Annotated in this window: 10 protein-coding genes; 8 read left to right on the top strand and 2 right to left on the bottom strand. The window is 39.1% G+C overall.

Annotation, left to right across the window (positions count from 1 at the left end; translation table 11 throughout):
• Positions 1-22: 22 nt before the first annotated feature.
• The 6 genes from GPDM_RS08375 to GPDM_RS08350 all read left to right on the top strand — a co-directional run bounded on the left by GPDM_RS08375 (position 23) and on the right by GPDM_RS08350 (position 7,989).
• Entirely contained in the window at positions 23-757 is a 735-nt protein-coding gene (locus GPDM_RS08375) for a response regulator transcription factor (RefSeq protein WP_407918606.1), read from the top strand.
• On the top strand, positions 757-1,785 hold the full coding sequence (locus GPDM_RS08370; RefSeq protein ID WP_008430605.1) for a sensor histidine kinase: 1,029 nt from the start codon (positions 757-759) through the stop codon (positions 1,783-1,785). The genes GPDM_RS08375 and GPDM_RS08370 overlap by 1 nt, the downstream gene beginning before the upstream one ends.
• Positions 1,763-2,536 carry an ABC transporter ATP-binding protein gene (locus GPDM_RS08365; RefSeq protein WP_008430604.1) on the top strand — a complete coding sequence of 258 codons (774 nt, stop codon included), beginning with the start codon at positions 1,763-1,765 and terminating at the stop codon, positions 2,534-2,536. The genes GPDM_RS08370 and GPDM_RS08365 overlap by 23 nt, the downstream gene beginning before the upstream one ends.
• Positions 2,508-4,445: an ABC transporter permease gene (locus GPDM_RS08360; protein ID WP_008430603.1), complete on the top strand. Its 1,938-nt coding sequence runs from the start codon at positions 2,508-2,510 to the stop codon at positions 4,443-4,445. Before GPDM_RS08365 ends, GPDM_RS08360 begins: the two co-directional genes overlap by 29 nt.
• Before the next feature lie 97 nt (positions 4,446-4,542).
• Positions 4,543-6,096 carry a fatty acid--CoA ligase family protein gene (locus tag GPDM_RS08355; protein WP_008430602.1) on the top strand — a complete coding sequence of 518 codons (1,554 nt, stop codon included), beginning with the start codon at positions 4,543-4,545 and terminating at the stop codon, positions 6,094-6,096.
• 228 nt (positions 6,097-6,324) lie between these two features.
• A complete protein-coding gene (locus GPDM_RS08350; protein ID WP_008430601.1) occupies positions 6,325-7,989 on the top strand; it encodes a S9 family peptidase in 1,665 nt (554 codons plus the stop codon).
• Between the two features lie 475 nt (positions 7,990-8,464).
• On the opposite strand, the gene GPDM_RS08345 is transcribed toward GPDM_RS08350, so the two are convergent.
• The gene (locus GPDM_RS08345) at positions 8,465-9,241 is read right to left on the bottom strand and encodes an enoyl-CoA hydratase-related protein (protein ID WP_008430599.1); all 777 of its coding nucleotides are present in this window, start codon (positions 9,239-9,241) and stop codon (positions 8,465-8,467) included.
• A gap of 102 nt (positions 9,242-9,343) precedes the next feature.
• Here GPDM_RS08345 and GPDM_RS08340 point away from each other — a divergent pair, with 102 nt between their 5' ends.
• Positions 9,344-10,960, top strand: coding sequence for an ABC1 kinase family protein (locus GPDM_RS08340; protein ID WP_008430597.1), 1,617 nt, complete (start codon positions 9,344-9,346; stop codon positions 10,958-10,960).
• 112 nt (positions 10,961-11,072) lie between these two features.
• Here GPDM_RS08340 and GPDM_RS08335 read toward each other — a convergent pair whose 3' ends face one another.
• On the bottom strand, positions 11,073-11,627 hold the full coding sequence (locus GPDM_RS08335; RefSeq protein ID WP_008430596.1) for a competence protein ComK: 555 nt from the start codon (positions 11,625-11,627) through the stop codon (positions 11,073-11,075).
• Positions 11,628-11,804: 177 nt separating this feature from the next.
• On the opposite strand from GPDM_RS08335, the gene GPDM_RS08330 reads away from it, so the two are divergent.
• Positions 11,805-12,047, top strand: a complete 243-nt coding sequence (locus GPDM_RS08330) for an IDEAL domain-containing protein (RefSeq protein WP_008430594.1) — start codon at positions 11,805-11,807, stop codon at positions 12,045-12,047.
• Positions 12,048-12,243: the final 196 nt, after the last annotated feature.

Raw genomic sequence — 12,243 nt, 5'->3', positions numbered from 1 at the left:
TTATGCAGGCTCTTTTGTTAAAATGGAAAGAAAAAGGAAAGGGGGAATCATTGTGGCTATTCAACGAATCTTCATTGTAGAAGATGATTTGAAAATTGCGGAGTTGTTGGCTGAGACTTTAAGGAAATACCATTACGAAGTAGAGACCGCAAAAGATTTTGATCAAATCATCGAAGAGTTCGAAGCATTTGATCCCCATTTGATTTTACTCGATATTAACTTGCCGTCTTACGATGGCTATTATTGGTGCCGCCAACTTAGACAACAAACCACTTGTCCGATTATTTTCATCTCCGCTCGCTCTGGAGAAATGGACCAAGTCTTTGCTTTAGAAAATGGAGGGGATGATTTTATTACGAAACCTTTCCATTATGAAATCGTCCTTGCAAAAATACGAAGCCATTTGCGAAGAGCTTATGGTGAATATGCTCCAAAACAAGAAGAGCGATCTGTTAGGGCAGGACGTATTGTTTTATATATGGAACGAATGGAGTTGCACATTAAAAAAGAAGTCATTCCATTGCAAAAAAAGGAATGCACGATTTTGGAACTATTGCTAACTCATTATCCAAAAGTAGTATCACGTGAACAGCTGCTAGAGGAATTGTGGGACGATCAAGCTTTTGTTGATGAAAATACGCTAAATGTTAATATGACACGTGTTCGGAAAAAGCTATCCGACTATGGTGTATTATCTGCTATTGAAACTGTAAGAGGTGCCGGGTACCGTCTGTTGCTTCATGAGGAGGAAGCTTAATGCTGCGATTATTTATGAAAGAACATGCAGCATTTATCGTTTTTCAAGTAGTACTCGTAGCATTTATCATGCTGTTGTATTGGTTAGATGGTTTCCGAAACTTAGATACGGCAATTTATTCGTTTGTCATAAGCACAGTGTTGGTAATCACATTCTTATCGGCGCGCTTTGCAAGGCGCTATCAGTATTACCAGCGAATTTTGTCGGCTCCCCAAAACTTGGAACATATGTTACAACGTGAAGGAAAGTCGCCCGAACAAGTGCAAAACGAAGTTTATTTGCAAAAATTATACCGCTTGTACCAACACGAAGTGCAATCGTTATATGCAGCTCAAAATCGGCATTTGCAATTTATGAATCAGTGGGTTCATCAAATGAAAACGCCTATTTCGGTCATGCACTTATTGCTTCAAGAAGAAAAAGAACTGGATAAAAATAGTGTTCGTGAAGAAATGGAGCGTTTAAAAGCAGGGTTGGATACGGTGTTAATGAATGCACGTCTAGACACTTTCGAGCAAGACATGCAAGTTGAACAAATTAATCTGCGGGCTTTAGTTAGTGAAGTCGCGACAGAAAACAAACGCCTATTTATTTCAAAGCGCGTTTATCCAGAAATATCAATTGGCGCAGAGCACGTTGTAGCAACAGATCAAAAATGGATGAAGTTTATCATCGGTCAATTTTTAACAAATGCCGTTAAGTATACATTCAAACAAAACAAAAAAGTTTATATTGCGGCTGAATGTTCAAATGGCAATACATTATTGACCATACGTGATGAGGGAATTGGGATTTCATCATCTGATTTGCCTCGTGTAACAAAAGCCTTTTTTACTGGTGAAAATGGACGTAAAATTGGCGAGTCAACAGGGATGGGCTTGTATTTAGCGAAAGAAGTTTGTGGAAAACTAGGTCATGAATTGACGATTTCTTCCGTTCAAGGTGAAGGGACAACCGTTTCTGTTTTGTTTTGTAATCAAGATTTCGTAACACAGGAGGAACATGATGACAGTAGTGGAAATCGATGAAGTAACAAAAGTATATGAAGGAAAAGTGACGCACCGGGCAGTCAATCAGCTAAGTTTCACAGTGGAAAAAGGAGAATTTCTAGCAGTGATGGGGCCGTCCGGTAGTGGGAAAACAACTTTGCTCAATTTGATTTCAACTATCGACTCACTGACTTCTGGCGAGATTTTGATTGATGGGGTCAATCCACATTTATTGGACAAAAATGAGTTAGCCTTGTTTCGCAGAAGAGAAATGGGGTTTGTTTTTCAAGACTTTAATTTACTTCAGATGTTAACTGTCGAAGAAAACTTAGTGTTGCCTTTAACCCTCGATTATTTCCCCGTGGATGAAATGGCCAAACGCGTGCTGGTTATTGCGGAGCGTTTAGGACTGACATCACTTCTTCACAAAAAACCGAACGAAATTTCAGGTGGAGAAGCTCAACGGACAGCGATTGGACGTGCGCTTATTCACCATCCAGCAATTATTTTAGCGGATGAGCCAACAGGGAACTTAGACTCTAAATCTTCCCGTGATGTACTTGAAATTTTATCGCATGCAGCCAAAGAAGATGAAACGACCATTATTATGGTCACGCATGATCCAATTGCAGCAAGCTATTGCGATCGCGTTCTCTTTATAAAAGATGGGGAATTTTTCAATGAAATCTATGGGGATGAACGCCGACAGACTTTTTACCAGCGAATTTTGAATGTCCTGTCGTTGTTGGGAGGATCCGTAAATGACGTTTCGACAACTCGCTTACCATAATGTTTTTCGCAACCGACGAAACTATGCGGCGTTTTTTTTAGCTAGTGTTTTTTCGGTTATGGTGTTTTTTGTGTGCTCAATGTTTATTTTTCATCCGCTATTTGAAAAAGACGCATTGCAGCTGTTAGCCATACGAGGAATGATGATTGCGGAAGTGGTTTTGTACATTTTTACATTGTTTTTCTTGTTTTATTCGATGAGTGCATTTTTACAAGCTCGATCGAAAGAATTTGGTGTGTTAATGCATTTAGGAATGACGAAAAAACAATTGAACAAATTAATCTTTTTTGAAATGCTGATTATCGGAGCAGTTTCTACTGCCACAGGCACTGTTTTTGGTTTTGCTTTTTCCAAATTCTTTTTCATGGTTGGACGAGAAATTATGGAACTGGATACGTTGCCACTTTATGTTTCTTGGGAACCTTTTTTGCTGACAATAGTGGCGTTTGCCAGTTTGTTTATCATCATTTCATTTGTTAGTGTTGGATTTATCCGTACGAAGCGAGTGATTGATTTGTTGCAAGGTTTTTGGAAAGTTGAGGAAGAAACAAAATCATCTACATTGCTCGCGATTACCGGAATTATTTTTTTAGCAGTCGCTTACCTATTTGCTGTGAATGTCTCAGATGAGACGGTGTATTACATTATTTTTATCGTTCCGCCACTCGCCACGTTCGGCACTTACTTGTTTTTTACCCATACGCTGAGTTTCTTATTGAGTTTATGTAAACGAAAAAGGAGTGTATATTGGAAAAAAACGCGCTTGGTTTCACTAGCTGAAGCATCGGTAAAATTAAAAGACAGTGCGCAAATGTTTTTTATCGTAACCATCGTTTCAACCATCGCTTTTTTAACAGTCGGAACGTTAGCGTCTTTCATGTCTTACACGGGTGATTTCCGAGAATCTAATCCGCTAGGGCTTATTTATATTTCTTTTGATGGAAATGAGCAAGAAACAGAACATATCGAACGGCTCACCAGTCAATTAGCAAGCGAACAGCTATCCTATGACTTAGTTGAATTGACGGTAAAACGCCAAACTTCAGAAGCATCTGGCAACGATGTTGATATTTTGTCGGAATCAGAATTTAATCGACTCGCTACGGCGCTTGATTTTGAACCAATACAATTGGCTCAAGGAGAAGGGATGTTTGTGCCATTTTCATTAGATTCGGTAAAAGAGTTGGAGAATGTAAGCGTTGATACCTCGCTAATAGAAAGCGATGTGCCGTTATCCATTCGATCAACTTATCCACATGTCGTTTTTCCTATTCATACATTAAATATCAATACAATTGTAGTAAATGATGCCGATTATGAAGCGATCAATCAACCACTTGTTGGATATGAAGTTGATAAGTCCAATTTTACTTATTATGCGTTTGATATATTAAACTGGACCGAGACGATGAATATAGGGAATCGCTTAACAGACACGATGTATGAAGCAGCAAATAAAGCCGATTTTAATGGAGTCAATTATTATTTTGAAAACCCAGGTGCCGACTATCGATGGTTTAAATCATCATTTGCCTTATTGTTGTTTATCGGCGTTATGGTAGCAGCAGTCTTCTTACTAGCAGCGGGGAGCTTTATCTACTTTAAATTATATACAGGTTTAGAGAGGGACCGAAAGCAGTACAAGTTGTTGACGCGCATGGGGATGACTGAGAAAGAACTGGGTAAAATCGTTAACCGTCAACTTATTCCTCAATTCTTTCTGCCATGGGTAATTGCTTTGTTGCACAGCGCTTTTGCTTTTATTTCGTTACAAGTAGTATGGGATGAATTTGCAGAGCTCTCAATACTCGGCGAAATGGCTATGGTACTTGGAGGCTTTACAATTGCTCAAATTTTATACTTTTTCTTAATACGTTGGCGCTATGTCGCTCACTTACAGGCACCGTAATCTAACGGTGCCTGTTGTATTGTCTGAAGATTTATTTTATAATGAACACAGATTGAAATATGAATGAGTATTCATTCAACACGAAAGAGGGATGAAGATGAGTTTAATGACACGTGTGCATGAAATTGCAGAACAAAATCCTGCCAAAGCAGCTTACAGCTTTATGGGACAAGATACAAGCTACGGGGAATTTGATCAAAAAGTGGCGCTTTTTGCTGGAGCTTTAAAGGAACTGGGCGTGGAAAAAGGGGACCATGTCGCATTTCTTTTAGGCAATACACCACATTTTTTAATCTCACTTTATGCAACAATGCGTCTAGGCGCAACAGCCGTTCCAGTTAATCCTATTTATACGCCTGATGAAATCGCTTACATCGTTAACAATAGCGATGCTAAAGTAGTCGTGGCCCTTGATATGCTACTTCCATTAATAGAAAAGGCGCATGTTGCATTACCGGCAGTAGCATCTTATGTTATTTGTGAAACCGATCCAACAACGCCAGAAAAAATGGCCCAGTTGCCTGAAGCAGTAAAAGGCAAAATCCATTCTTTCACGAAACTGTTAACAAATTCTACAGCTAATAGTGAGTTTGCGGAAGTTGAAGCAGACGATACAGCAGTTATTTTATACACATCAGGCACTACTGGGAAACCAAAAGGTGCGATGCTGACACATCAAAACCTTCATTCAAATGCACGAGATGTTGGAGCATATCTTCAAATTGGTGAAACCGATCGCGTAGTAGCAACTTTGCCAGTATTCCATGTGTTTGCATTAACCGTCGTTGTAAACGCACCTTTATTACAAGGCGCAACCATTATTTTGGTGCCCCGTTTTAATCCGAAAGAAGTATTTGAGGCGATTAAAGCGAACAAAGCGACCGTTTTTGCAGGAGTACCAACGATGTTCAATTTTATGAACCAGTTGCCAGATGTTGACCCAGCAGATTTTGCTACTGTCCGTCTTGCCGTATCAGGTGGTTCTGCAATGCCAGTTGCTTTGCTTCATAGTTTTGAAGATAAATTTAATGTTCGTATTTCAGAAGGATATGGTTTGTCAGAAGCTTCTCCTGTTACTTGCTTTAACCCGATTGATCGAGAACGAAAAGCAGGTTCAATTGGTACATCCATTATCAATGTGGAAAACAAAGTTGTTAACGAGCTAGGCGAAGAAGTAGCTGTAAATGAAGTAGGGGAATTGATTGTTCGTGGACCGAATGTAATGAGAGGGTATTACAAAATGCCAGAAGAAACAGCCGCAGCGATTCGAGACGGTTGGTTGTATACAGGAGACTTGGCTCGTGTGGATGAAGAAGGCTATTTTTATATTGTTGACCGTAAAAAAGACATGATCATTGTAGGCGGATATAATGTCTACCCACGAGAAATTGAAGAAGTATTATTTGCACATCCAGCTATTTTGGAAGCAGCTGTAGTTGGTTTGCCTGATCCCGATTTTGGAGAAGAGGTAAACGCGTACGTAGTACTAAAAGATCCGACAGTTTCTATTGAGGATTTGAAAGATTACTGTGCAGAGCATTTAGCAAAATACAAAGTGCCAAAACAGTTTGAAGTTCTTGAAGAATTGCCGAAAAACACTACAGGTAAAATTTTACGCCGATCGTTGAAAGATCAGGCAAGACAGAAATAAACACGTCTTCATGTTAATAAAATCATAAAGAAGCGATGCGATTTAGCATGGCTTCTTTTTTTGAAGTAAATTACTGTTGAATTCGTATTACAAGCTGAAAAGTTCATGGAAGAGAAATATTAATTCATATAAAAAGTGCGCTAGTACTCCTTTGTGTCTTTTCCTAAAAGTTTTTATTATAGTTAAAGAGTGTGTAGGAGAAGTCAGATGTAAAAAGGGGAATGCATGGTGAAAAAAACAGTGGAAATTCAAGATATCACAACAGTAGTTTCTGTGACCGATCCTCAAATATCTCCAAATGGAAAAAGAGCAGTATACGTTCATACCACAATAGATGAACAGGAAGATGCGTATATCGCAAATCTATTTCATATTGATTTGGTAACGCGTCAGCATAGTCAATGGACTTTTGGAAAAGGTCGAATCAGTTTACCGCAGTGGTCTGTAGACGGTACAGCTGTCGCATATATAGCAGAAGAAGAAGATGGTCATAAGCAATTGTTCGTTTTATCTGTAGCAGACGGGCAAATTAACAAAATGACTGATTTAGAAATTGGTATAGAGCGATTCCAATGGTCGCCTTGTGGAAAAAAGATTTGGGTTAACGGCATACTGGATAAAGAACAAATTACAGAGTCGTTTTATCAACAAATAGGATTCTTAACGATTGAGTCGAAAAAAATAGAACAAGTATTAGCAGGAGACTGTCATTATCGCTTAGAAGCCATATCGCATGATGAGGAGAAAATCGTTTACGCATTAGTAAAAGAACAACAACACGATTTTGTACCTGGTCAACCTCTTTATTTGTATCACTTTCAAACTAACGAACATACAATGCTTACAGAAAACCAAGGTCATTTTAGTGGGGTAACATTTTCACATGATGACTCAAAGCTCGCGTATTTTGGAAATAAGCGACAGTACGGAGAAGCTACTCAAAATGAGCTTTATATCGCAGATTTACAAAATCAAACAAATAGTTGTTTAACGGAAGGTTTAGATGCACCTATTGGAGATTACGCACTAAGTGATCATCAAGAAATAACGGCAGGGAAGCCTGTTTGGACTAAAGACGATCATTTGTATTTTCAAGTGTCTACCATGGGTGATGTTCGTCTATACTTTGCATCGCTTGATGGAATGATTTTTCCAGCATCTCCTGAAATGGAGCATGTGCTTGGCTATGACGTTTCATCCGATGGTGAATTTGCGATTCTTGCTATCAGTACAACGACTCAACCAGGAGAATTATATCGCTTACAAATTACAACAGGAGAATATGAAGCGTTGACGTTTTTAAATCAAGAATACGTTGAAAACAAAAAATTGCTTGAAGGACAACCGACAATTACGATAGGTTCAATGGAGCCGGTACATAGCTGGTTAATAGAGCCGATTGGTATTCAAGAAGGTGAAAAGTATCCGTTAATTGTAAAAGTTCACGAGGGTACGAAGGGAATGTTTGCTAATACTTTTTATCATGAACTGCAAATACTCGCAGCCCAAGGTTATGGTGTTCTTTACGTTAACCCAAGCGGAAATCACGGTTATAGCCAGGAGTTTGCAAAAGCAACAAGTGAATTCGCTTATAAAGATACGATGAATGCAATAGCTGAAGTGGTGGAAACAATTGACTGGATCGATGAAAATCGATTAGCTGTAATAGGGGACCAGTATGGGGGATTATTGACGAAGCTGCTTTTCCTTTACACCAAAAAAGCAGATCGTTCTACAAGTGAGAAAACAGGACAATTGGCTTTAAAATTAGAAAATATGGAGAAGGATACAAAATTTGTCCGTTTTCTAGAAAATGATTCACATATGCATAAACCAAGTCATCGCATTGAACGTTTAGAAAAAATTATAAGTTGGTTGAAAAAATACGTATAGAAAAAAGCGGCTGAAAAAGCCGCTCCAGACTGTAGACAAAAGAATATTCACTCAATTTTGTATGCATATAGGATTCTCCGCACTTAGTGGACGCTTTCCGCGGACTCCGCGCTGAGCCTCCTCGTCGCAAGCTCCTGCGGGGTCTCACCACTTCGCTTTTCCGCTGGAGTCGCCACTAGGTGCTCCGAATCCTGAAGCGAGTGGGTAAATTTTTTTGATAGGTTATTTTTATGGTGAAGCGCTCTCAAATACCTCATAGTAATCGAAGCTGGAAACCTTCAACTAGGTTGGTCACGAAGACTCCTATGGGACAGCGAAAGCTGAAGACCCCGCAGGAACGCCAGTGACGAGGAGGCTAAAGCTGAGCCCATGGAAAGCGAAGTGGCCAGCCTAGTTGAAGATTATGCATCATTATTCAGTTTAATAAGACTTTGTCTACAAGCTGAAGCGGCTGAAAAAGCCGCTTTTTTTATGGTTATTTTCCTTTGAACACAGGTTTTCTTTTTTCCCCAAAAGCGGCAAGGGCTTCAACTCGGTCTTCAGTGGGTATAGTGATTTCATAAGCCTTGCGTTCGATTTGCAGGCCTGTTTGTAAATCAGTGTTCATGCCGTTCTTAATTGCGAATTTTGCTTGCTGAAGAGCGATTGGACCATTTGCAAGAATAGAATCGGCAAAATTACCCGTCACTTCAGCAAGTTCTTCACGGGCTGCAATCCGCGTTAACAATCCGTAATCTAATGCTTCAGCAGATTTCAAGCGACGTGCAGTCAATATCAATTCCAGTGCTTTTGTCTCGCCGATTAAGCGAGGTAGACGTTGAGTACCGCCAGCTCCAGGAATAATGCCTAAACTGGTTTCAGTTAGTCCGAGAAGTGTATCGTCGGTTGCAATTCGGAAATCACAGGCGAGTGCTAATTCCATTCCCCCTCCAAATGCAAAGCCATTAATCATGGCAATAGTTGGTTGTGGTAAGTTCTCGATTGTGGAAAACACTTCTCCAATTTTATAGATATTGCGTTTAACGTGTTGCTCGGTTAAATTTTTGCGTTCTTTCAAGTCCGCACCTACACTGAATGCTTTTTCCCCTGCACCAGTAAAAATAACAACGCGAATATCTGGGTTAATGCGGATTGCTTCTACAACCTGGCCAAGCTCATTTAACATGTCATAGTTAAAAGCATTCATGGCCTCAGGTCTATTTAATGTGATAAAAGCTAAGTTGTTGCGTTGTTCATAATGAATTGTGTCCATTTTTCATCCCCCTAGTATCGTTCCATCCACTAAAAACATATCACTTTTTGGACTATTTCGCCATCAGACTCTATAATGAACTCCATGGGAGGGACTGCATTTATGAATCAAGTAACGTTTATACGTATCTTCCGGATTGTCTGGTTGGCAGTCAAAATCTTTTTACAAGTAACGATTTTCCAAAAGCGCAATCGAGGCAAATGGACTCCGTTAGTTGAAAAAAGATGGAATGAGATGATTACAAAGCAAGCAAAAGAATATAAGAACCTCGCATTAAAGCTGGGTGGACTTATGATTAAACTAGGGCAGTTTCTCTCAACGCGAGCGGACATCATGCCTCCGTCGTTTCTTGAAGAATTAGAAGGCTTAACAGACCGTGTCCCATCTGTTCCGAGACAAGACATTGTCTCTGTACTTGAACAAGAATGGAATACGACTCATACGGATTATTTGGACCATCTATCGGAATCAGCAGTCGCTTCTGCTTCTATTGGAGAAGTATACAAAGGGGTACTGAAAAATGGTTTGGAAGTCGCAGTCAAAGTTCAGCGACCAGGAACGGATCGAATATTACGTGCTGACTTTAAAGCTATTCGCATTGTAATATGGTTAGCTGAAAAATTTACCCCGTTTGGTAAACAAATTGACTTTAAGCAATTGTACGTAGAAATGACCGAAACCATTGGCAATGAATTAAACTTCCTAAAAGAGCTTCAAAATGGCCGTTCTTTTTCCGATCGCTTTGATGCGATGGAAGGAGTAAGAATTCCAATGTATTTTGATGAATTTACCACACGTCGAGTGTTGGTGATGGAATGGATTGAAGGAGCACGAATTACAGATTTAGCTTTTATCGAAAAAAATGACTTAGATCGACATGAAATATCTGAACGTTTGTTTATCTTATTTTTAGAACAAATTTTATACGGCGGCCAATTCCATGCCGATCCACATGGCGGCAATATTTTACTTGAACCGAATGGTGGAATTGTGTTAATTGACTTTGGGATGATTGGTACGATTACTAAAAAAGATTCTCAATCCGTATTACGTGCAGCAGAAGGAATTATTTTTAAAAATTACGAACAAGTACTGGATGCATTGGAAGAACTACGTTTTTTATTGCCACAGGCAGATCGCGCTGTGTTAGAAGATGCTATTTCACGACTTGTGGAAGCATATGAGTCAAACGAATTGTCACAGATGGACAGTTTTGTAGTCGAACGTTTACTCGACGATATTCAAGAGATTGTCCGTACACAACCGGTACAATTACCAGCTGAATTTGCCTTTTTTGGACGAGCAGCTTCTATTTTTGTCGGAGTCCTGCATATTTTAGATCCCAATGTCGATTTAATGGCATTGGCTCGACCACGAATTTTGGAATGGGCTTCGTCACAAAAAGAAGGCAAAGGGATGTTTGGCAAAGAAGATGTTCTTCGCTGGGTATTAAATGGAACTGGTCCATTACGCGTTTTCCCGCAGAAAGTGATTAATTATTTAGAAGAACCAGAGCGTCTCCGTCGCTATTTTGAAAACCGGGATGGCAAAGAACGTGAATACCGCCGTGACTTGCAATCTCGTATGTTTGCGGGAGTTTTCACAATCCTATCATTCGTTGGAATTTCAGTTTCTGTTTGGTTCTGGAATGAACCTTATATGTGGGTTTCTTCTGTATTCTTCGTAGGATCACTATGGGCTTACCGTTCAATAAAGTAGGAGTAAAAGGTGCATTGAAACAACATTCAGGTGCAAAAAAAGAGCTTTCGATTAAAGTCTTTAACTTTAATCGAAAGCTCTTTTACTATGCAATTTAAAATGAGTATCAAACTCACTCAAGATGCTGCTGTTTGCGTGGGGGAAATGTACGTGTTGTCACATAAGCCATTGGACGATTATGAACACGCTGCGCCTTTTTGAAAAAACGACGAAGGGAACCAGCGAAAGAATGTTGATTTCGTAAAGCAATAGGCGATACATCTAAATAAACGGTTACATTATTGCTTAAATAAATAATGCTTCCTTTACCACTACTATCACTTTCGATAAGGTCGATGGCGTCGTAATTAAACCAAACGCATTCTTTGTTTTTAGGAGAGTGTGTCGGAAAGAAAATAAGTGGATTGCCGTAATACTCACCTACAATAATGGGGGGCTTATGTTTAACACCGACAGCTTTTTGAGCATAAAGTGTGGCGCTTTCTAGTGATGCACGATAAAAGCGGCAGGAAGTCGTGACCGTTTTGTAAACAGCGTCTTCAACCACAAATTCATTGCGATCTTCAATCACACGCATCCAGGTGCGATGGCCGTCTGTATAGGGTAAAAGGGCATACGTATTTGTGCAAATCGTATACGAAGACGGTCTGTGATTCTTTTTACTCATGAAGAATAACCCCCTAAATTTACTTTACATACCCTATTATAATAAAAAATGGAAATTTGGCAATGTTAATTAGTTTGAAAATAAACTTTTTTCTATTTAATTGTAATTTTCAAATAAGTCTTGATTTTTATTATTCCTTTCATGTATACTAATGAAAAGCATTCGGGGTGAAGAAGAATGGAAAACTATTATTCTTATGCTGATTTCATGAAGGCAATGGCTCAAACAAAAAAAATTACGGAAGCAGAAAAGCTGCTAAATGATATCTATTTAGATCTGTTCTTAAAACATGTTCACCGTTCTCAACAGGAAGAGCAACTCATGACACTCATCGATGAAGCCTTGGACAATCACGATCAACAAGCGTTCATTAAATACACAGCGCAATTACAAACTTTAAATCACGAAGAAACTGAATAAATAGCTGTTTGAAAATAGCTAGAAAAAAGGCAACTAGAATTAATCTAGTTGCCTTTTTTCTATGCCCAATACATAAAAGCAATTCCCTTCCTTTAGATAGTTGCTCATTTTATACTGGATATTTCTTTCTTATTTCTTGATAAAAAACATACGTTCGCTTTTTGTTAGGGGTTTTTTAGGGCATATGTTAAAGTAG

It is taken from the genome of Planococcus donghaensis MPA1U2 (assembly GCF_000189395.1).
Taxonomy (GTDB): domain Bacteria; phylum Bacillota; class Bacilli; order Bacillales_A; family Planococcaceae; genus Planococcus; species Planococcus donghaensis_B.
The sequence above is the reverse complement of the archived record's forward strand: the minus strand, read 5'-3'. Positions and strand labels throughout refer to the sequence as shown.

What these genes read in the sequence shown, in the direction of transcription:
- GPDM_RS08330 (WP_008430594.1), top strand. Translation starts at nt 11,805, where the DNA reads ATGGAAAACTATTATTCTTATGCTGATTTCATGAAGGCAATGGCTCAA.
- GPDM_RS08360 (WP_008430603.1), top strand. Translation starts at nt 2,508, where the DNA reads ATGACGTTTCGACAACTCGCTTACCATAATGTTTTTCGCAACCGACGA.
- GPDM_RS08340 (WP_008430597.1), top strand. Translation starts at nt 9,344, where the DNA reads ATGAATCAAGTAACGTTTATACGTATCTTCCGGATTGTCTGGTTGGCA.
- GPDM_RS08335 (WP_008430596.1), bottom strand. Translation starts at nt 11,627, where the DNA reads ATGAGTAAAAAGAATCACAGACCGTCTTCGTATACGATTTGCACAAAT.
- GPDM_RS08365 (WP_008430604.1), top strand. Translation starts at nt 1,763, where the DNA reads ATGACAGTAGTGGAAATCGATGAAGTAACAAAAGTATATGAAGGAAAA.
- GPDM_RS08355 (WP_008430602.1), top strand. Translation starts at nt 4,543, where the DNA reads ATGAGTTTAATGACACGTGTGCATGAAATTGCAGAACAAAATCCTGCC.
- GPDM_RS08370 (WP_008430605.1), top strand. Translation starts at nt 757, where the DNA reads ATGCTGCGATTATTTATGAAAGAACATGCAGCATTTATCGTTTTTCAA.
- GPDM_RS08375 (WP_407918606.1), top strand. Translation starts at nt 23, where the DNA reads ATGGAAAGAAAAAGGAAAGGGGGAATCATTGTGGCTATTCAACGAATC.
- GPDM_RS08345 (WP_008430599.1), bottom strand. Translation starts at nt 9,241, where the DNA reads ATGGACACAATTCATTATGAACAACGCAACAACTTAGCTTTTATCACA.